Annotated in this window: 18 protein-coding genes and 1 riboswitch; of the genes, 15 read left to right on the forward strand and 3 right to left on the reverse strand. The window is 36.9% G+C overall.

Annotated elements, in window-relative coordinates:
- Positions 1 to 123: 123 nt before the first annotated feature.
- Genes ACHUFV_RS13165 through ACHUFV_RS13180 form a run of 4 tightly spaced genes read left to right on the forward strand, consistent with a single transcriptional unit; the run spans position 124 to position 3,945 of the window.
- Positions 124 to 1,158, forward strand: a complete 1,035-nt coding sequence (locus tag ACHUFV_RS13165) for an ABC transporter permease (protein WP_394234811.1) — start codon at positions 124 to 126, stop codon at positions 1,156 to 1,158.
- A gap of 1 nt (position 1,159) precedes the next feature.
- A complete protein-coding gene (locus ACHUFV_RS13170; protein ID WP_394234813.1) occupies positions 1,160 to 1,840 on the forward strand; it encodes an ABC transporter ATP-binding protein in 681 nt (226 codons plus the stop codon).
- Positions 1,841 to 1,870: 30 nt separating this feature from the next.
- Positions 1,871 to 2,548, forward strand: coding sequence for a response regulator transcription factor (locus ACHUFV_RS13175; protein WP_394234815.1), 678 nt, complete (start codon positions 1,871 to 1,873; stop codon positions 2,546 to 2,548).
- Positions 2,548 to 3,945, forward strand: a complete 1,398-nt coding sequence (locus tag ACHUFV_RS13180) for a sensor histidine kinase (protein ID WP_394234817.1) — start codon at positions 2,548 to 2,550, stop codon at positions 3,943 to 3,945. Before ACHUFV_RS13175 ends, ACHUFV_RS13180 begins: the two co-directional genes overlap by 1 nt.
- A 113-nt stretch (positions 3,946 to 4,058) precedes the next feature.
- On the opposite strand, the gene ACHUFV_RS13185 is transcribed toward ACHUFV_RS13180, so the two are convergent.
- Positions 4,059 to 5,804, reverse strand: a complete 1,746-nt coding sequence (locus ACHUFV_RS13185) for a methyl-accepting chemotaxis protein (RefSeq protein ID WP_394234819.1) — start codon at positions 5,802 to 5,804, stop codon at positions 4,059 to 4,061.
- A 625-nt stretch (positions 5,805 to 6,429) separates the two neighbouring features.
- Between ACHUFV_RS13185 and ACHUFV_RS13190 the strand changes: the two genes are divergently transcribed.
- The 7 genes from ACHUFV_RS13190 (at position 6,430) to ACHUFV_RS13220 (ending at position 12,024) form a co-directional block, all read left to right on the forward strand.
- The gene (locus ACHUFV_RS13190) at positions 6,430 to 6,885 is read left to right on the forward strand and encodes a hypothetical protein (protein WP_394234821.1); all 456 of its coding nucleotides are present in this window, start codon (positions 6,430 to 6,432) and stop codon (positions 6,883 to 6,885) included.
- Between the two features lie 195 nt (positions 6,886 to 7,080).
- Positions 7,081 to 7,257 carry a hypothetical protein gene (locus ACHUFV_RS13195; protein WP_394234823.1) on the forward strand — a complete coding sequence of 59 codons (177 nt, stop codon included), beginning with the start codon at positions 7,081 to 7,083 and terminating at the stop codon, positions 7,255 to 7,257.
- Positions 7,258 to 7,317: 60 nt separating this feature from the next.
- Entirely contained in the window at positions 7,318 to 7,758 is a 441-nt protein-coding gene (locus ACHUFV_RS13200; protein WP_394234825.1) for a hypothetical protein, read from the forward strand.
- 238 nt (positions 7,759 to 7,996) lie between these two features.
- Positions 7,997 to 8,102: riboswitch (SAM riboswitch) on the forward strand.
- Positions 8,103 to 8,199: 97 nt separating this feature from the next.
- Positions 8,200 to 9,231 carry a methionine ABC transporter ATP-binding protein gene (locus tag ACHUFV_RS13205; RefSeq protein ID WP_394234827.1) on the forward strand — a complete coding sequence of 344 codons (1,032 nt, stop codon included), beginning with the start codon at positions 8,200 to 8,202 and terminating at the stop codon, positions 9,229 to 9,231.
- Positions 9,221 to 9,871, forward strand: coding sequence for a methionine ABC transporter permease (locus ACHUFV_RS13210; protein WP_394234829.1), 651 nt, complete (start codon positions 9,221 to 9,223; stop codon positions 9,869 to 9,871). The genes ACHUFV_RS13205 and ACHUFV_RS13210 overlap by 11 nt, the downstream gene beginning before the upstream one ends.
- 17 nt (positions 9,872 to 9,888) lie before the next feature.
- The gene (locus ACHUFV_RS13215) at positions 9,889 to 10,731 is read left to right on the forward strand and encodes a MetQ/NlpA family ABC transporter substrate-binding protein (RefSeq protein ID WP_394234831.1); all 843 of its coding nucleotides are present in this window, start codon (positions 9,889 to 9,891) and stop codon (positions 10,729 to 10,731) included.
- A gap of 84 nt (positions 10,732 to 10,815) precedes the next feature.
- Complete coding sequence (locus tag ACHUFV_RS13220) at positions 10,816 to 12,024, forward strand: M20 family metallopeptidase (protein ID WP_394234833.1); 1,209 nt, start codon at positions 10,816 to 10,818, stop codon at positions 12,022 to 12,024.
- A gap of 104 nt (positions 12,025 to 12,128) precedes the next feature.
- Here the strand turns inward: ACHUFV_RS13220 and ACHUFV_RS13225 are convergent, their stop codons facing one another.
- Both ACHUFV_RS13225 and ACHUFV_RS13230 read right to left on the reverse strand, forming a co-directional pair.
- Positions 12,129 to 13,397 (reverse strand): OFA family MFS transporter, encoded by a 1,269-nt coding sequence (locus ACHUFV_RS13225; protein ID WP_394234835.1) that lies wholly within the window; start codon positions 13,395 to 13,397, stop codon positions 12,129 to 12,131.
- Between the two features lie 316 nt (positions 13,398 to 13,713).
- Positions 13,714 to 14,562, reverse strand: coding sequence for an MBL fold metallo-hydrolase (locus ACHUFV_RS13230; RefSeq protein ID WP_394234837.1), 849 nt, complete (start codon positions 14,560 to 14,562; stop codon positions 13,714 to 13,716).
- Positions 14,563 to 15,063: 501 nt separating this feature from the next.
- Between ACHUFV_RS13230 and ACHUFV_RS13235 the strand changes: the two genes are divergently transcribed.
- The 4 genes from ACHUFV_RS13235 to ACHUFV_RS13250 all read left to right on the forward strand — a co-directional run bounded on the left by ACHUFV_RS13235 (position 15,064) and on the right by ACHUFV_RS13250 (position 20,105).
- Positions 15,064 to 16,071: a DUF3231 family protein gene (locus ACHUFV_RS13235; protein WP_394234839.1), complete on the forward strand. Its 1,008-nt coding sequence runs from the start codon at positions 15,064 to 15,066 to the stop codon at positions 16,069 to 16,071.
- Between the two features lie 311 nt (positions 16,072 to 16,382).
- Positions 16,383 to 17,867: a spore germination protein gene (locus ACHUFV_RS13240; protein WP_394234840.1), complete on the forward strand. Its 1,485-nt coding sequence runs from the start codon at positions 16,383 to 16,385 to the stop codon at positions 17,865 to 17,867.
- A gap of 8 nt (positions 17,868 to 17,875) precedes the next feature.
- Positions 17,876 to 18,961, forward strand: coding sequence for a GerAB/ArcD/ProY family transporter (locus ACHUFV_RS13245; RefSeq protein ID WP_394234842.1), 1,086 nt, complete (start codon positions 17,876 to 17,878; stop codon positions 18,959 to 18,961).
- Between the two features lie 13 nt (positions 18,962 to 18,974).
- Complete coding sequence (locus ACHUFV_RS13250; protein WP_394234844.1) at positions 18,975 to 20,105, forward strand: Ger(x)C family spore germination protein; 1,131 nt, start codon at positions 18,975 to 18,977, stop codon at positions 20,103 to 20,105.
- Positions 20,106 to 20,271 lie beyond the last annotated feature (166 nt).

Here is a 20,271-nt window from a genome sequence, read left to right on the forward strand (position 1 = left end):
ATTCCTACCTTCTTAGATTTACGCTCACGGGACCGCATCCCGCTATTTGTAATTTCCTGTTCATCTTCTGTACATATACCGATTATACACTAAGGATGTCAAAATGAGTTTGGAGGTATGATGATGAATATTGCTTGGAAAGAAATAAAGAAGAATAAGGGCAGGTTTTTGATTTTAGGCTCCATTGTATTTCTCGTTAGTTTATTAACATTTATGATATCTGGTTTGGCGAATGGATTATCACAGGACAATGCAGCATTAATTAAGGATTTACCAGACGGACAGTTTTATATGACAAAAGAAGCTAATGAAACCTATAATCTATCAAGCATAGATAACCATACACAGGATCAAATATTAAAAAATCAACAGGATGCTACAGCATTATCGATCCAAATGGGACTTTTAACTAATCGTGAAAACAATCAGCTCAGCGTTGCATTTGTGACATCGACTCCTTCCCCATTGTTTCCAAAGGTCAATAAAGGAGAAATTATTCTCGATCGTTCACTAAAGGAAAACGGTATAAAAGTAGGAGATACTTTATTAAATAATCAATTCAGCGGCACATTCACTGTAAAAGGTTTTGTTGACCAGAATAAATTCAGCCATGCCCCTGTAGCCTATATTGGCATAGAGGATTACAAGGAAATGTACCGGACAGATAAAATGCAATTAATTTTTGTGCCTGGAGAGGATTCAGATCAGTCTTACGCTGGTTTACAATTTTTCTCGAAAAACGAGTTTCTCAATACCATTGCGAGTTACAAAGCAGAACAAATGTCACTTTCGATGATTGTTTGGTTTTTAGTGGTCATAAGTGGGATGCTGTTTGCCATCTTTTTTTACATGATGAACGTTCAAAAATTGGGTCTTTACGGTATTCTTAAAGCAATCGGCGTCAAAACAAGTACATTGTTCAAAATGATGTGGACACAGATGTTACTCATTACAGTGATTTCGCTGGGTATCTCGATTGTGCTCAGTCAATCCTTTCACATGATAGCACCTAAAGGAATGCCATTCCATTTGACCTTTGAAACAACTGTTCAATTGTCAATCGTATTTCTGGTAATTGGATTTTTGGGAGCTACTCTCTCAGGCTTACAGATCAAAAAAGTCGAACCCTTACAAGCGATACAACAAGGAGAGATGTAACATGACCATTTTTACAATAGATGAAATTAGAAAGTCATTTACAAATGGTGAAGTGAAGGAGGAGATATTAAAAGGAGTGAACCTATCTCTTAATGAAGGGGAGATAACCGCACTAGTAGGTGCTTCAGGCTCTGGTAAAAGCACACTTCTTACAATCGCTGCCGGGCTCCAACCCGCTTCAGACGGTCAAGTGATCTTTGAGGGAAAAAATATGACGTCTATGAGCTCTGAGCAAATTCGAAGGATACGGGCATATAAATTTGGCTTTGTCTTTCAATTTGCCCATCTCGTTCCTTTTCTCACCGTAGAAGAGCAACTAACGCTGATGCTGGATGTATCTGAATCAAAAATGAAGAAGCAGGAGCAAAAAAAGGAAATTGACAAAATACTATCATTAGTTGGAATGGAGCACCGGAAACATGCCTATCCAGCTTCTTTATCCGGGGGAGAAAAACAGCGAGTCGCCATCGCCCGTGCCATTATCCATAAACCTAAAGTTCTTTTTGCAGATGAACCAACGGCAAGCTTGGATTCTAAACGGTCGAAGGATGTAATGACATTAATCCGGGATTTAACGAAGTCTCTAAATCTTACTACACTCATGGTTACCCATGACGAAGATATGCTGTCATATGCTGATCATATTATTAAAATGAGCGATGGACAGGTTATGATAAGCTAAAAGTCAATTCTTTCACAGGAGATTAAACGTATGTCGAACATTCTAGTTGTTGATGATGATATTCATATTTTAAAACTAGTTTCCATCCATTTAACCGAAGAAGGCTATCATGTATTTCAAGCAAAAAACGGAATTGAAGCGTTGCAGACTCTTAGTACTGAGGTGTGTGATTTAGCTGTAGTGGATGTGATGATGCCTTTTATGGATGGCTATTCTTTAACGAAGGAGATAAGAAAGCAGTATGATATTCCCGTCATTCTATTAACTGCCAAAAACCAAATCGAGGATAAGGAGCAAGGATTTCAAGCCGGAACAGATGATTATTTAGTCAAGCCCTTTGAACCTAAGGAGTTAAGCTTTCGAATTAAGGCGTTGTTGCGGCGCTATGATCATGAATCTGATGGATCCCTTGTCCGGATTGGTAGTACAACAATTAATAAAAAAAGCTATGAAGTGAAGATGGGGGATCGAACCTTTCTTTTACCGTTAAAGGAATTTGAACTTTTATCCTATTTATTCTCGAATCCGATGCAGGTCTTTACTAGAGATCACTTAATTGAACAGATTTGGGGTTTAGATTATGAAGGGGATGAGAGAACAGTAGATGTTCATATCAAAAGAATACGTGAGCGTTTTTCAAAAGTAACAGATGATTTCCAAATTAAAACTGTGCGCGGAGTTGGCTATTCATTGGAGGCCAAACACTGATGAAATCCCTTTATGTAAAATTTGTCGTCATTACGATTGGCATCATGATCATAAGCAGTATTCTTGCCTTTCTAGTATCTAATGCTTATTATCAGCAAAAAATAAAGCCTCTTAACGATCAAAAAAACACAGAGATTGCCTTGTCTATTGCTGCATTTGCTAAGGAACATCCAAGTATTATGTTAAAGGATTATTTAGAAAACACAGCTGCAATGGGCTATCAAATATATTCAATTGACCAATCAGGGAATGAAGCGTTTTATGGTGCACCCTTCAGAGACAGCAATCTTTCTGCTTACACAAAAGAGAAGGTATTAAACGGAACTGTACATCATGGAATCCTACAGTTTCCGAAGAGAACATTTGTGACAGGATTTTTTGCTAACGAACTGCAGAATACGATTGGAGTTCCATTAAAGCATAATGGGAAAACCTATGCTCTTTTCATTCGACCGGATATTAAACTACTTTTTAACGAAATGCATTTTTTATTCGGATGGATTCTGATCTTATCGATTACATTGAGCATTGTGATGGTTCTTTTCAGTACAAAATATTTAGTAAAACCGATCACACACTTAACCAATGCAACCCAGTCTCTTGCAAACGGCAATTATCATGTAAAACTGAATATTCCCCGCCAGGATGAGCTTGGAAATCTAGCACGAAGTTTTTCGAAAATGGCTCAAAAGCTGGGACAAACGGAAGAGATGCGCAAGGAATTCATCTCGAATATTTCCCATGATATTCAGTCCCCTTTATCTAATATTAAGGGATATACGAACCTATTGGAAAATGAATCGATAGGTCCAGAAGAAAGAGCACAATACATTTCAATCATTAATAGCGAAATTAGAAGACTTTCTACATTAACAAAACAATTATTACTTCTAGCCTCTTTAGATCGAAATGAGGATATGTTGAAAAAAAGACCCTTCAACATAGGTCAGCAACTAAAGGAATTGATTCGAAACTATCAGTGGGTAATTAGCGAAAAAGGTCTCATGCTTAGCTACACCTTACCTGATACAGAAATAATGGGCGACCCTTCCCTATTAAATACTGTCTGGGATAACCTTTTATCGAATGCCATTAAATATAATAAACCAAATGGAAGCATCGAAATCTCGATACAAGAAAGGAAAGAATCCGTCCTCATCACGTTTGAAGATACAGGTATAGGGCTGAAGCATACAGAAATAGAAAGGATTTTTGACCGCTTTTACCGGGCAGATCCAGCACGTACCAGAACGATTGAAGGCACAGGACTCGGACTATCCATTGCTGCCACCATCATTAGATTACACGGAGGGCAAATAACTGTAACCAGCGAAGAGGGAGAAGGATCTGCTTTTATAGTGGAAATGAAAAAGAACCACGGGGACGGGTTCTGCTGAATAAAAAGGAAAGCTCTGTGATTGAATAAAATCCTAGCAGAGCTTTCCTTTTTTATTGTGATTATGAATGTGAATATAGGTCGGACCAAGGTAGCCGTCCCCGTGGCTCACTTTTATATTTTAAATTGGCGTACTAATTCGTTTAGCTCTTCTGCGACACGGGCGAGATCATTTGATCGTTTGGCCACTTCTTCCATCGAGCTGCTTGTTTGTTGAGAAGAGGCAGAGGTTTGTTCAATGCCGGCAGCCGATTCCTCAGCCGTTGCGGCAATTTCTTGAATCGATTGATTCATCTCTTGAGATTTGGAAGTAATGGCAGATAGATTTCCCGTTATTGTATTAATACTGCTTGCCATTTCCGTTACAAAGGTACTGATCACATTAAAGGTATCATCCGTCGTTTTTATTTCCTTTGAACCCTTCTCAACCTCTTTGTATCCTTCGTTTAAGGATTCGGTTACAAGATGGAGTTCACCTTGAATATGATTGACAATCCCTGTAATATCCGTAACAGAAATAGATACTTGTTCAGCGAGCTTTCTAACCTCCGTTGCAACAACAGAGAATCCTTTTCCATGCTCGCCTGCTCTAGCCGCTTCAATCGCTGCATTCAAGGCAAGCAGGTTCGTTTGGTCTGCCACAGCATGAATCACATCAACCAATTTGGAAATTTCCTTTGATTGAGAATTTAACTCTTTTACCTTTTCGACCGCCTCTTTGACAATTGAATCAATCTTAGTCATTTGCTTGGTAGAGGAATCCATCAATTGCTTTCCTTCATTCGTCATTCCCAATACTTCATTTGATGCAAGCTGGATTAATCCGACATTTTGATTTGTTTCTTGAACCTTTTCGGTAAATTCCCCCATGACCATTGACAATTCACCTGATCGGCTTGCCTGCATCTCCGAACCCGCAGCTAATTCCTGCATCGTCACAGCCACCTGTTCAGAACCCGTTGTCACTTCATTAGATGATTGCGTTAATTCTTCACTTTGACTCGTCATCATATCAGATGCATTTGCAATCTTGATCATCATTTCCTTTAACCTAGCCTGCATGTCATTCATCGCATCTGCGAGCCGTTTTGTTTCATCATTTGTTTTAATCTGGACAGCTTCCTGCGACAGATCACCCTTTGAAAGCAGATTCATACGTTCGGTTACTTGACTGATTGGCCAGGAAATATGGTTAGCAAACAGCCAAATAATCACGATTCCAATAACCAAAGTAATTCCCATGACAATCAAGTTTAACTGAATGATATCATTAGCTGGCTGATTGAAATCCATCATAAAAGTACTTGCATTAATAACCCAGCCCCAATGTGGATCAATCTTGACATAGGTTACTTTTTTTGCAATCTGTTCCTGATCATTTGGCAGAGGAAATTCATAGTATACAAACCCTCCCCCATTCTTTCCCGTTTTTATAATTTCTTGCGCAAACTTCACTCCATTAGGGTCTTCTTTATCCCAGATATTTTCTCCTTCTCGATACGGGTGTGCGATTTCATTCCCTTGTTCATCCAGGACAAATAAATATCCATTTTTCCCCAAATCAATATTTTCATTAATTGGCCTTGTACCATCTTCCGCTCGTTTCCCCAACATGTACTCTTTTACCTGTTCCTGAGCATCATTTAAAGAGAGGGCACCGGCCTCCACATCTTTATTAACAGCATCGATAAATGCTAACGTCATCTCTACACTATTTTTTAGATTTGTCTCACCAAGCTCATCAAGACTAGAAGCACTTTTTTGATAGCTAACCACGCCGAGGATAATCATCGGAATCGTAAGCAGCAGAATCGAAATCGTGAAAAGCTTCATTTTAATTGTTGGATTAAATTTTTTCATGAAGGAATTAAGTTTCATTGAATACACCTTTTCTTGAAATAATATTATCTTTACTTTTGAAAAAATCAGGGTTCTCCTATTAGGATATGTATCATAGCCATCTATTAAAAAGATTAACGATTGTAAAACTTTGCAAAAGGTTCTTTATTAAAACGAAACATGCGGCATTGCTGGAACGTCATCCCTCCCCCTCTCATTTTGTCGTAAACTAGGAATATCAATATATATTGAAAAAACGCTAGCTGATAGGTCCTAAAAACAAACCCTTAGATACTAGGTTTTTATCCTATTTGCTACTATTTCACTATAATAAATTCTGCTAACTATTAATTTTAATCGCTCCATTACTCAATGTAAATGATAAAAGACACATTCAAGACAGGGTACTTGGGCCTAAAGCTCCAGTTTACCTACTCCAAATCATTTAACCCAATTAAAAGAGAATAGCTCCCATACTATCCTCTAAGTTTTCTACCATTATCAAATGCTTGTTCTCGAGAATCCAAGGAACCCGTCCCCGTGTCTCTATTTGAAATTACTCGTGTAATTTATATGGGTTAAGTGATATATTTAAATTAAATGATTATTCAGACTAGCGTATATCTTGATAAAGGGGATGGCAGTCTTGTTTTTTAAAAAGAAAGAGAATAATGAGGAAATGGAGAGAGCTTGGTACTGCGTTGGCATTTTGTCTAGGGGTAGGATTGATGCTGACGAACACGACAGAATTGCGGATAAGATATTGAATTCTGTTGATAATGTCGGGATTGTATCAGGCTTTGTTAAGGATGAGTGCGACCCAGCACTATTGCAAATTCTTTACAGACGTTTTTACCAGCCAGATTTTTCTTCTCCTTGTTTAATCATAAATGAGATTATTCAGGAGAATATTGAAAGAGAAATGAAACTGCTGGAAAAGAAACACAAATGGAAGAAACGATTTGGCATGCTTTCTTTTACTGACTATCAGGAGGCCGAAACGAAAGCCATTTTTAATTTTAATGAAACTCTTTATTTTACGGAAGACGTTGATGCTGCCATTGAATTCCTTAAAAAACAAGCTGCAGCACCTGTTATCTGATGTGGATATTTTTTCATTATTTGTGTTCTTGAACTATACGTATTACCTTTTTGCTAAATCAATCTATTACTTCATAAAAAATAGAGGAAACTCAACTATGGGTTTCCTCTTTTACTTTTTAAAAAAATCCCTATCTCTTATTTATTCTCCTCCAGCTGCTTCTTTATGAATCCCTACATGAATTATGTAAAAATAATGTCTTCTTTTTATATCTGTCTGGTATTAACTCCGCTTTCACCGTCGTCTATTAATTTATGGCATGTGTTGAAGCATATGTATAATAAGACCAATCATCATCATCCTAAAAAGACGATATTAACCAGTGCAGAAAACATTACCGATCCTGCCCATCCATCAGATTCTATTTCCTAAGTTGATAAGAATCACACCACATATACGGCACATTCATTGAGAATATAGGAGAGATCAATGATGTCGACAATCAAAGAATTGTTTGAAATGGCTGTTCAAAATAACTATTCGTTTACGGCCCATTCCCTCTATTACCTGCTGCGGGAGGGACTCGTTTCACCAAACGATGATCATACCGTGCTTCACCACATTCAGGTGGACACCGAGCTGGTAGGAGAATGGACAGATCAGAATTATCTTTGTATCTCGGTTGAAAAAGTGTACTCTTTAAGAATCTCCAGCAATGAGTTTGTCTTCGTCTACGCAAAGAACCCCGATCAGGCAGCTTGTTTTGTAAAGCATAGCTTGAACGTCATCCCGCGAAACTGCCATGAATATTTACTTGATTTTTCGATTGTAAGAGGAAATGAGTTTGTGAGTTTTCGAGAGTTAAAAAAGAACTTATATTCTTCCCCGGCTTTAATTGGAATTTATCAGAAGGATGAAATGTATTACAGTTAGAGCCACGGGGGCGGGTCCCGTGGACCTACTAAATAAATAATATTGACATTTATTTTCACTATCTGTATAGTATAAAATATTCTAATATATTTTTTAAAGAATAATAATTATGAATACCTAAGATTTATCACGCTGAGAAAAGTCAGATAAATTTGCCTATTATCATTATTTGTTTTTATTTGATTGTACTGATTAATCTTGTATTTTCTTATTTTATTACTATATCAATTTAATATTTTTCTTATCTCGAGAGGTAGAGGGAACTGGCCCAATGAAACCTCGGCAGCGGATCCATTTTTGGGACTGTGCCAAATCCAGCAAGCGAATCGCTTGGAAGATAAGAAGAGCTTTGTTTCGTTATTCATTCAACCCTCTTCTTATTTTATGAGAAGAGGATTTTTTATTTTGAACCATACCAAGACAGCAAAGGGGAAAAACAGCATGATTGAATTCCAGGACCTTTCGAAGATCTATCATAGCGGGGACAACCCTGTTAAAGCATTAGATGGAATAAATTTAAAAATTAATAAAGGGGAAATCTATGGAGTCATTGGATTTAGCGGCGCGGGCAAAAGTTCACTAATCCGCTGCGTTAACTTTCTTGAACGTCCTACCTCCGGAAAAGTTATTGTAGATGGCCATGATTTGACCTCTTTATCCACGAAAGAAATCCGTGACGTGAAGAAAAACATCGGAATGATCTTCCAGCATTTTAATCTATTAAACTCAAAAACTGTTTTTGCCAATGTTGCCATGCCGCTCACGTTAGCAAAGGTTCCAAAGGATAAAATCCGACAAAGGGTATCGGAGCTTTTGGAATTTGTCGGGTTAGCAGACAAAGCAGATTTTTACCCTGATCAGCTTTCTGGCGGACAAAAACAGCGAATTGGGATTGCAAGGGCATTAGCGACACAGCCATCCATCCTTCTTTGTGATGAAGCAACATCCGCATTGGACCCGCAAACAACGAATTCCATCCTGCAGCTTTTGAAAAAAATCAACCAGGACTATAATATAACGATCCTCATGATTACACATGAAATGTCTGTGATTAGACAAATTTGTGATCGTGTCGCGGTCATGGAGGCTGGAAAAATCATTGAAGAAGGCACTGTATTCGATGTCTTTTCTTCACCAGAAACAGAAACAGCGAAGAACTTTGTCAGCACCGTTATGCATGATGAGCTTCCAGATTCGATAAAAAAGGCACTTGAGGAACACGACGGTCTGCAAAAGGTATACAAAATTAATTTTAAAGGCAATTCTACTGGACAGCCATTGCTCTCAGAACTTGCAAAAAAGTTTGATATTCATTTCAATGTACTGTTTGGAAATATCACAGAGCTACAGGGAGTACCATTTGGGAATTTAGTTGTTGAGTTTCAAGGAAAACAAAACGAAATACAACGGGCGCTAGCATACATCAAAGAGAAAGAAATCAGCGTAAAGGAAGTGATCTCACATGCTAGTTAATAACTCCCAAATCATTGAAGCGTTAATTGAAACGATTCAAATGGTTGCCTTCTCTCTATTGTTCTCGGCACTTCTCGGGCTGCCTCTAGGTGTTTTACTTGTAGTGACACGTAAAGGACATTTACTTGAGAACCTGCCAGTGTTCAATGTGTTAAACGCGATTATTAATATTTTCCGTTCTGTTCCATTTATCATTCTAATGGTGGCCATTATTCCACTGACAAGATTGATTGTCGGAACCTCTATCGGTACTGCGGCAGCGGTTGTCCCGCTCGTCTTTTATGCAGGGCCTTATATTGCAAGATTAGTAGAAAATTCACTGCTTGAGGTCGATAAAGGTGTCCTTGAAGCTGCAGAAGCGATGGGTGCCACACCGTTTCAAACGATTTTCAAATTTCTTGTTCCAGAAGCGTTAAGCTCACTTGTTCTTGCCTTCACAATTGCGACGATTGGACTTGTCGGCGCATCTGCCATGGCTGGAGCAGTTGGCGGCGGAGGGATTGGTGATTTAGCTATTACTTACGGCTACCAGCGTTTTGATACAATCACCATGATCATTACCGTTGCTATTCTTATCATTATTGTTCAAGGTCTCCAATCACTTGGTAACCTTTTATCAAAAAAAATTAGAAGAAGATAAACTAGGAGGAAACTAACATGAAGAAATTATTATTATCTCTTATTCTTATCACACTCGCACTTTTCAGTGTTGCTTGTTCAGGGAAATCTGGAGATGCAAAAGACGCTGAAGGCGAAACAAAGCATATCAAAATCGGCGTAAGCGGAACAGATACCCGCGTTTGGGATCATGTTGCTGAAAAAGCGAAAAAAGAAGGCATTGAAATTGAAGTTGTCACATTCAGTGATTATGTTTTACCAAACACAGCACTTGCTGAAGGTGAATTAGATGCAAACTCGTTCCAAACAGTCGCTTATTTTGACGAATTTATTAAGGATCAAAAGCTTGACCTTGTACCAATTGCAACAACCATCATTGCCCCAATGGCGATCTACTCTGAAAAATATAAGGATGTTTCAGAAATTCCTGATGGAAGCACCATTGCAGTACCGAACGATGAATCAAATATGGGAAGAGCCCTTCTTTTACTTCAAGAAGCAGGACTTATTAAACTTCCAGAAGATTTTAACGGCCTTGGCTCATTAGAAGTAATCAAAGAGAATCCAAAGAATCTTAAAATTGAACCGGTCGTTGCGGCTCAAACACCACGTGTTCTTCCTGATGTTGCGGCATCTGTTATCAACAATGGAGTAGCCGTTGATGCCGGCTTCAGCCCAACAGAGGATTCAATGATGCATGAAAACGAAACAGCAACACCATATATCAATATCATTGCAGTAAGAGCAGAAGACAAAGATAATGAAACATTAAAGAAAGTCGCTGAGCTTTATCAATCAGAAGATACAAAGAAATTTATTGAAAAAGAATATAAAGGAAATCAAATTCCAACATTCGTTCCTTTAGAAAAAATCGGCTGGTAATAGCTAACGACCCTACTCACAAGGCGCAGTAATCTTCATTACTGCGCCTTGTCCTAAAATTACATAAGAAACGAGGAGAAACAATTGACTACTCTATCAGCAGCAGCTTTAAAAGAAAAAATTATTGAGCATGTAGAAAGCCAAAAAGTCCTTTATCTTTCAACAAGTCACGAAATTCATGCAAACCCTGAAATCGGAAATGAGGAGTTCTTTGCTTCTTCCCTATTAACCAAGATTCTTGAAGATGCAGGATTTACTGTAGAAAAAGGGGTTGCCGGTCATGAAACAGCTTTTGTCGCAAGGAAAAAGTCGGCTAAACCAGGTCCATCCATTGCCTTTTTAGCAGAATATGACGCACTTCCTGGACTTGGACATGCTTGCGGGCATAATATTATTGGAACTACAAGCGTTGCGGCAGCGATTGCTTTTAGCCAGGTAATAGAGGAAACAGGCGGTGAAGCGGTTGTCTTCGGTACACCTGCTGAGGAAGGCGGCCCAAATGGAAGTGCAAAAGGAAGCTTCGTCAAGCATGGTCTTGTCGAAGGCATTGATGCAGCGATGATGATTCACCCACTTGGAGAAACTCGGTTAACCTCATCTTCATTAGCGGTTGACCCGCTTGATTTTGAGTATATCGGTAAGCCTGCACACGCGGCGGCCTCTCCACATGAAGGCATTAATGCACTTGATGCTGTGATCCAGCTATTTAACGGAATCAATGCACTAAGACAGCAAATGACAGATGATGTGCGAATCCACGGAATTATTACACATGGCGGTGATGCACCCAATATTATTCCTGAGTATGCAAAAGCAAGATTTTATATTCGTGCCGCTACTAGAACCCACTTAAACGAAGTCACTCGTCGTGTAAAAGCTATTGCGGAAGGCGCAGCACTCGCTACAGGTGCTAAGCTTAATATTATTGCTTTCCAAAATGAAGTAGATAATCTCGTGTTAAACAGCCGCTATGATGCTATTTTTAAAGAAGTGATTGAAGAGCTTGGCGAAGTGATTATTGATGGCGACAAAGGCATTGGCTCAACAGACGCAGGTAACATCAGCCACGTCGTTCCAACCATCCATCCTTACTTAAAAATTGGAGCAGATGAGCTTGTACCTCATACGGTCCCGTTCCGAGAAGCAGCTGCATCTGAAAGAGGCGATGAAGCCCTTATCAAAGGAGCTAAGGCATTGGCTTTAACTGCCCTACAGCTTGCGACGAATAGTGATGTATTAGAGGCGGTAAAAGAGGAATTTAAAGAGAAAAAATTAGTAGAAGCAAATTCGTAATAGAAAATAAGCAAGGGCAAAGGATAATATCCTTTGCCCTTTTTTGATGGAGAACCGTGGGACCCGTCTCCGTGACTCAAACCACGGGGACGGGTTTGGCTCATTTATCCTACTGCTATTTGTTCATCCTTATTGGATTCTGCACTTTCTAGGTATACTTTATCAGGTTTAACAACGAATATACTAATTAACGTTGCAACCGCAAATAAGGCCATAATGACATATAACACCATGTTATAGGATTGTGTTGTTTCAAGAATAAATGCACTCAGCTGATTACCTGTCAGTCCTGCCACGGCCCAGGCTGATAATGCTAGTCCGTGTACAGTCGAAACACTGTCTAAACCAAAGCGGTCTGATAACAGTGGCGGTAATGATGAAAATCCGCCGCCATAACCTGCATTTACGATACAAAGTAAGGCGATAATAAGGATCGCGATAGAATTATTGATTCCATCAAACACAACGGTTAATACTATAGCTGAAATAGATAAAATGAATATTAATTTATAAATTGAATTCCGATCCTTTAATCGGTCAGCCCATGAGGAGAAAGCGATTCGTCCCCCTGCATTGAATACAGCTGTTAACGAGCTAACTAAACCGATCGCTCCAAATCCAATGAATGCCAAGATACCTTTTTCTTGTGAAATTAAGGCTAGTCCACATGAAATATTAATATAGAACATAAGCCAAATACCGATAAATGTTCTATTTGTTAACACCTTTCGATAGCTAAAGCTTTGGGCTTGTACACTTTCTTCTTCATGACCAGCTGGTTTCTTTAGAAGCAAATGTCCAATCACCATCATCACTAAATAGATACCTGCTAAAATATAAAACATGGTATAGATATTCTCGGCATTTACTAAAATTCCCTCATTATTTCGTTCTCCGAGTAGTTTTTCCATTAATGGACTTGCAATGACCTTCGCTAAACCAAAGCCTGCAACAGCAAGACCTGTCGCTAACCCTTTTTGCTTCTCAAACCAAAGCATTAAAGTTTTGACGGGTGTTAGATAGCCGATACCAAGTCCAATCCCCATCACAATTCCATAAGAAACATAGATTCCAATCAATGACTTTTGATAAATAAAGAAACCCGTGCCCGCCATCCCAACGACAAAAAATAATGCCGCAATGAGTGACGACTTATGAATGTCCTTTTCAACAAGCTTTCCACCAAATGCCGCAGACATTCCAAGGACAAAAATGGCTAAGCTAAAGGCCCATTCCACTTCACTAACAGAGCTCCCAATATAAGTAGCAATATCTGCCTTAAACAATGACCAACAGTAAACTGTACCAATACTACAGTGAATCAACAACGCTGGAAGTACAGCACGCATCCACTTATTATCAAGATTTCCCATATTACAACCCCTTTGTTTTTATTCAACCTAAAATCACAATACGAATATTACTTTTTAAAGATAACTATTTATTCGATTTTAAAATAAAAAATAACGCGTTTTTTGTTGAATTTTAGGTTTTATTTATTTTTTCACGAACATTAACAAAATCATTATATATCATATTCGTTCATAAAAGAACAATATTTTTAATATATCGATAGTAATAATAGGGAAAATGTTCAGCATATGGGCATCAATTTATTAAAAAACCAACAAAAAAACAGCCTAACTAAACTAATTAGACTGTTTCTAAGTGAAAGTTTTTGGGGTCGATTTAATAACCATTTACAAAGTCGGCAATTGTTATTTTTTCGTCCTCTGTAAGCTCCCTTTTTACGAGCTTTTCGTATTCCTTCATTATTTCCTGTTTATCTCCACCGCAGACTTCTGTATATTTCGCAATTGTTCTAAGCTTGACTGCTTGTAGCTTAAATTCCTCTTTTGAAATCGGGCTTTGATGCGATGGTATATATGTATCTGCATCAAATGATTCTAATTCATCCAATAGCCTCAGTGTTTCCTTGATTGTATAGTTTTCTTTTTCAGAAAAAATATCAGGATAAATGCAATCACCAAGAAAGAGAATCTTTTCTTCTACGATATACACGATAACTGAATCAGCAGCGTGATCCCCTCCAACGTGCTGTACAAGACAGGTTACCCCGCCAAGGTCTATTTCCACTCGTTTTTCAAAGGTTAAATCCGGCAAAACAATCGTGATATCTCGGTGATCGGTGAATTCCGCTTTAATGGCATTCGCACAAAATTCAATTTCTAATCCTTTTTTCACTCGCGCATCTATTGCCTCGTCAGACCATGAAAACGGGATCAGCCTCTCCATTTCTTTTTTTGTTTGTTTGGAAGCAATCGAAACGGTATTCGGTAATGCGGAAAGACCAAAGATATGATCCCAATGCCAATGTGTAAGGACCACTAGATCTGGCCTGGGAACCTCCCTTTCCAGGAGCTCCTTCAGAAAATAATTTGCATGGTCTTCAGAGTTGCCTGCATCAATCATTAATGTCTTGTTATTGCCCACCACCATCCCAAGAATGGGCCGGTCAGTAACCGAAACCGGAGTGCTGTACCAAAAACTCTTGCCTATTTTGTTAATTAAGTGCATAAAGGGTGGTCTCCTTTCATTTATTCTATTTTAAGTCTAATGGAGGTTGTTTACTCATTTGGGAATCTTTTTAAAAAATAAACACGTAATACATCAATTTGAGATGCTTCTGGATTTGAGATAAAAATGGCAATATTAAATAAGAAGGCTTGTCCTTAATTGAGTAACCAGCAAACGTAAGATAAGCGGAGATTTTTCGGTTAGATTCAGGGTGGAGCTGTTTTCGGGGGATATAAGGGGAGGTTTTCCGGTTATCCCTTCAAAATCCACCTTTTTTTACGTTTTTCAAGTCAATAGGAGGAATCTCTCCGTCTATATAAGCTCTTTCCAATGATATTTACTAATTAAGCGGAATCTTTCCGTCTATATATCAAATCGGGCGCTTAACCTGTGCGTCCAACACGTAAGTCCGGAACGATGTCCTGCTACTATTTCTCTTTTACCAATTAACTTATATTATGTCGAAGGGTGGGAAATTCTATTTAATAAGGAGTGAATAAGATGAGTAATGCAAATAAACATATGCCCTTTCCAGAATTAACCGCAAATGAAGTATCTAACCTCTGGTCTTCCTTTTTAATGAATAGTATGCAACAAAGACTTTTGGAATATTTTCTGGCTAGTACAGATGATAGCAAAATAAAACAAATAATAGAAAAAATATTAACTCAATCTCAAGAAAATATAAATGAACTCAAAGAGATATTTGACAAAGAGAATCTAAACGCTCCTCAAGGTTTTACTGAGAAAGACGTAAGGATTGACGGAATCAAAATATTTTCTGATACCTTTATCTTAAATTTTTGTTTCGATCTAACCCACCTCTCGATAAGTACATATCCTATTGCATTATCAGAATGCACTAGAAACGATATTCGTGAACATTTCCAAAGAAACATTGCCTTCACTGTGAAAATCCAGGATGAAATTGTAGAATTAATGCTATCCCTAGGGGTATATTTAAAACCTCCACAAGTAGCAATAGATAGTGAGGTTGAATTGGCTGATAGCTTCATGTATCTTAATGGTTTTTTTGGTGGTTCAAGACCTTTAAATGCAGCTGAAATCGCTAATTTATCAAGGATTATTCATAGGGCACAATTCTCAAAAATGATTTTTGTTACCTTTAGTAAATTAGCTAAAACAAAGGATTTAAAACAGCATTTTGGTAAAGGTAGAGATGGGATTGAAAAAGTATTAAATTCACTAAAAGAAGTTCTCGATAAAGAAAACATCCCGATTTCAGCCTCAGGAGACTACCTAATTTCCAATGTAGAGGCATCTCCTTTTTCCGATAAATTAATGTTGTTTTTTGTGAATACTTGTCTAGGAATATTCTGTTTTACTATGGTAAATCAGGCTATGACCTCTAGTTTAAGAACAGATGTAGTTTCTAAATTAGGTAAAATATCTGATGATATGAAGAAATTTTATGGTTCTGGTCTACTTTTAGCAATAAAAGAAAAGTGGTTTGAACAGCCTCCCCAAGCTGTTGATAGAAAGGTTTAGTTAGATGATTTATAATGTAACGATAGGTAAACAAGCCGAGCTACCAAGTTTAATACACTTGATAGCTCGGCTTGTTTATTACTTATTTATGGTACGGTTCACCGTGTTGTATCTAAATGAGGATTTATCGCCCTCTTTAATTACTCAAACAACTTATCCTGTTTCCACACAGTTAATTACATCTATTATCTCTTACAATTCAGTTCAAATAAAGTCCATAAACTACTTTGTGGACTTACTTTTTTATAAAGCCGTGGATAAAATGGTTTTCTTTTTCAAAAAATAAGAAAAAATTATTAAGGATTTTTCAAATGGCAAACACACCAAATAACAATAATTGCCCAAATCATAAAAAAATTAAAAATATCCTCAACCAATCACCAGATTTACTTTGCAGAACAATTGAGGTCGCTGGAGATTGTCTGGAAGTTATCTTTATGAAAAATTTAATTAAGACTGAAACAGTTAATGAATATGTAATTAAATTCATTCAACAGCTTCCAGAAAAAGATATAACCTATTCTTATTTAATGAAGAATATCCCTATTGACGAGGTAAAGATTGACTTTAAGGAACAAGAAATTATTTCTTCACTTTTAAATGGATTCGTTTATATTTACTTATTAAAAGAAAATAAAGCCCTTTTAGTAAATTGTGCTAATCCAATTGAAAGATCCATCGAGAAAGCAGAAACTGAATCTTTGGTATACGGCCCTAAAATTTCGTTTACAGAATCATTGTCTTCTAATATAAAAATTATCAGACAAAATCTAAATAATTCTAATTTGTGTACAGATGAATTAGAAATAGGAGAACGTGTTAAGAAGAAATTAAGAATTATTTACATTAAAGATTTAACGGATGAAGACATACTAAAAACACTTAAGAAGAAGCTTGAAACTATTACAATGGATGATATAAGTGACAGTTCAGTTTTGGCACAGTGTCTTGAAGATAATCATTATTCTTTTTTTCCTCAGTTTATCATGACAGAACTGCCCGATCGATTTCTCTATTCTATTTTAAATGGACGGGTTGGTATCCTTTTAGATCGAAGCCCAGTAGCTATTATTGGGCCTGCTAATTTTTTTTCGTTTTTTGAATCAACAGAAGATATTTATTTACGCTGGTCTTTGAGTACTTTCATTAGATTTATACGGTTTTTAGCTATGGCTGGATCATTGCTCTTTACAGCCTTCTATGTGGCAGTCCTCACCTATCACTATGAACTTATACCATCTAAATTGTTAATTGTCATTGGGCAATCACGTTCACAAGTTCCTTTTCCCCCGTTACTAGAAGCAATATTAATGGAATTCTTAATTGAATTACTTAGAGAGGCAGGGGCACGTCTACCATCAAAAGTAGGTCAAACAATGGGGATTGTTGGAGGGATTGTGATTGGTCAAGCAACTGTTGAGGCTGGCTTAACTAGCAACATTTTAATTATAATCGTGGCATTTAGTGCCTTAGGGGCCTTTTCAGCTCCAATTTATGAAATGGGTACTGCTATAAGAATTGCCAGATTTCCTTTCATTATTCTAGCAGGTGTTTGGGGTTTTAATGGGATTATCATCGGTGTCTGTGTACTGATTGTCCACTTGTTAAAGTTGACATCCTTAAATAGACCTTATCTTGCACCACTATACCCGCTTAGGATAAAGGATTTAAAATACTCCTTTATACGTCTCCCACACCATTTTTATAGGAAACGTCCTGTTGTTAATCGTCCATTAAACTTATTCCGGATAGGAAGGAAATCTAAAAAAACAGATAACGATTTAGATGAAATTTGAGGTGGATAATGAAATCAAATATTAGTTTTGTAAACGCCTATCTTGCTTTCTTTATCATTCACACTTCACAAATCGGAATGGGCATACTTGGCGTTCCTAGATTTGTTTTTCTTGAAGCTAAGCAAGATGCCTGGATCAGCGTTCTACTCTCTGGACTATTCATAAGTGTTATCATTTTGATAATAATGCGCATCCTTGCTAAATATGAAAACTGTAATCTTTATGAAATACACGAGAATTTATTTGGTCGCTTTATAGGCAGTATCATCAATACCTTTATGGTTATTTACTTTATTGCAGCACTTTACTCTATCATCATCGCTTATGTTGAATTGTCCCTGACATGGGGATATGAAGGACTTGATGAATGGGTAGGTGTTTTAGCGCTATTATTAGTAACCATTTATGCCGTCTCTGGTGGATTCAGAGTAATTGCAGGAACATGTTTCTTATCCTTCTTAATGACTATATGGATGGTATTTGTTTTTTATCAACCACTTGAATCGATAAACTTCACGAGAATTTTACCCGTCATGTCTGCAACCCCTGAACAAATAATGAAAGGAGTATTTAAAACCAATTTTACAATGTTAGGTTTTGAAACTTTATTTTTTATTTTTCCATTTATAAAGGAGAAAAAAAAGCTGCTTTTTTTCAGTCAATTAGCAATCTGGTTTACTACACTTCTTGTATTTATCACAACGGTTATTTCGATCTTATTTTTTAGTCAAAAGGAATTGGAAAAATATATTTGGCCTGTGGTCAGTATGATAAGCACGGTCCATTTTCCATTTCTTGAACGGTTTGAATTTATTGCCGTTCCATTTTGGATATTGGTTATTTTTCCAAATTTATGTTTATACCTGTTCATTTCTTCAAAAGGATTAAAACAAATATTTCATTTAAAACAAAAACATGGTATATGGTTAATCTCCATAATCATTTTTATCACGAGTTTTTTTGTCACCAAAAGAGTCGACAATAACCTTTTTTTTGATCAAGTTGGTCATGTTGGCTTTTACCTATGGTTTATCTATCCATTCTTGTTATATTTCATTTCAATCATTAAATCTAAAATTTTTTCACAATCTTAACGGAGTTGAAACGATGAAAAAATGGCTTATTCTATTTTGTTGTCTTATCTGCACTGCATGTGTGCCCCCTGAAAAAATATTAGAAAGGCAAGGGATTTCAACTATTATTGGTTATGATTTACTTGATAAAGATACATATAAAGGCTCTATTAGCTTGTTGCAATTCGACCGTAAAGAAGAGAAAACAAGTGAAACCATTTCTGCCGTCGGTTCTACAAGCAAACAAATAAGACAAAGGTTAGAACAACAAACAAGCCACGACATTACATCTGGACAATTGAGGACAATACTATTTGATAAAGATATAAGTGAAAAGATAGGAATTTCATCTTTTTTAGATTCAATGCAGCGAGACAGCAGCATTGGATCATTAATATTTTTGGCGATTACAAACAATAGTGAAGAAGTCATTAACAATAATAACTATGAAGAATACCCTGAGATGGGGTCCTATATTTATCAATTATTGGATAAGCAAGCAAGGAAGGAAATGTTAATAAACTCCAACCTGCATGATTTTTTCTCCACTCTATATGAAATTGGCATCGATCCCACCTTACCGATTATATCGAATAAGAAAGGTGCAGCACCCTATATTGAAAAGGTGGCATTATTAAAGGATGATAAAATGGTCGGTTCTATTTCTTTGACAAAAACCTTGTTCATAAAATTATTCTCCAATCGCAAGGCTTCTTTGGGAGATATAACATTAAACATTCCTATAGAGGTTTTAGAACAAAAGGGAATACCATTAGTCGAAAAGCCAAAAGGAGATAATTTTAACATTACTATTCACCCAATAAAGCACCACGGAAAGGTTAAATTATTTAACGAAGATGACTTTTATCTAAACGCAACGATAACGGTTTCAACTATAGAAGTACAGCCTGCAATTCCTCTTAACAATAGGAAATCTATAAAAAAATTAGAGCAACTGCTTGGGGAAGAACTAAACAAAGAATTGGGGGATTTTCTTGAGGAGTTAAGAAAATTAAAAACTGATCCAATTGGCATTGGGAGAAAAATAAAAAGCATCAGAAAATATTCCAATTTAAGTGATAAAGATTTGAGGGAAAAGTATTCAAATTTAAAGTTAAAATCAACTATTAAGGTTGAAATAAAACGAACAGGTGCTGTTGATTAGTAAAGATAGTAGAGAAAAATACTCTACTATCTTATTTGTTCAAGTTATTTCGTTCAAGAATATTAACTAAGAAGAACCTCATTTATTTATGGTACGGTTCACCATATCACAACCATACGTACCAATATATTGTCAATCTCTTATGTTATGGGGAATAAGTGAAAGT

Source organism: Niallia oryzisoli, assembly GCF_043641075.1.
GTDB lineage: Bacteria > Bacillota > Bacilli > Bacillales > Cytobacillaceae > Bacillus_BD > Bacillus_BD oryzisoli_A.

Excerpts from the sequence above, each read along its gene's own strand:
- ACHUFV_RS13200 (WP_394234825.1), top strand. The coding sequence starts at position 7,318 with ATGTCGACAATCAAAGAATTGTTTGAAATGGCTGTTCAAAATAACTAT.
- ACHUFV_RS13230 (WP_394234837.1), bottom strand. The coding sequence starts at position 14,562 with ATGCACTTAATTAACAAAATAGGCAAGAGTTTTTGGTACAGCACTCCG.
- ACHUFV_RS13180 (WP_394234817.1), top strand. The coding sequence starts at position 2,548 with ATGAAATCCCTTTATGTAAAATTTGTCGTCATTACGATTGGCATCATG.
- ACHUFV_RS13185 (WP_394234819.1), bottom strand. The coding sequence starts at position 5,804 with ATGAAAAAATTTAATCCAACAATTAAAATGAAGCTTTTCACGATTTCG.
- ACHUFV_RS13240 (WP_394234840.1), top strand. The coding sequence starts at position 16,383 with ATGGCAAACACACCAAATAACAATAATTGCCCAAATCATAAAAAAATT.
- ACHUFV_RS13235 (WP_394234839.1), top strand. The coding sequence starts at position 15,064 with ATGAGTAATGCAAATAAACATATGCCCTTTCCAGAATTAACCGCAAAT.
- ACHUFV_RS13245 (WP_394234842.1), top strand. The coding sequence starts at position 17,876 with ATGAAATCAAATATTAGTTTTGTAAACGCCTATCTTGCTTTCTTTATC.
- ACHUFV_RS13205 (WP_394234827.1), top strand. The coding sequence starts at position 8,200 with ATGATTGAATTCCAGGACCTTTCGAAGATCTATCATAGCGGGGACAAC.
- ACHUFV_RS13215 (WP_394234831.1), top strand. The coding sequence starts at position 9,889 with ATGAAGAAATTATTATTATCTCTTATTCTTATCACACTCGCACTTTTC.
- ACHUFV_RS13210 (WP_394234829.1), top strand. The coding sequence starts at position 9,221 with ATGCTAGTTAATAACTCCCAAATCATTGAAGCGTTAATTGAAACGATT.
- ACHUFV_RS13250 (WP_394234844.1), top strand. The coding sequence starts at position 18,975 with ATGAAAAAATGGCTTATTCTATTTTGTTGTCTTATCTGCACTGCATGT.
- ACHUFV_RS13170 (WP_394234813.1), top strand. The coding sequence starts at position 1,160 with ATGACCATTTTTACAATAGATGAAATTAGAAAGTCATTTACAAATGGT.
- ACHUFV_RS13225 (WP_394234835.1), bottom strand. The coding sequence starts at position 13,397 with ATGGGAAATCTTGATAATAAGTGGATGCGTGCTGTACTTCCAGCGTTG.
- ACHUFV_RS13195 (WP_394234823.1), top strand. The coding sequence starts at position 7,081 with ATGTCTTCTTTTTATATCTGTCTGGTATTAACTCCGCTTTCACCGTCG.
- ACHUFV_RS13175 (WP_394234815.1), top strand. The coding sequence starts at position 1,871 with ATGTCGAACATTCTAGTTGTTGATGATGATATTCATATTTTAAAACTA.
- ACHUFV_RS13165 (WP_394234811.1), top strand. The coding sequence starts at position 124 with ATGAATATTGCTTGGAAAGAAATAAAGAAGAATAAGGGCAGGTTTTTG.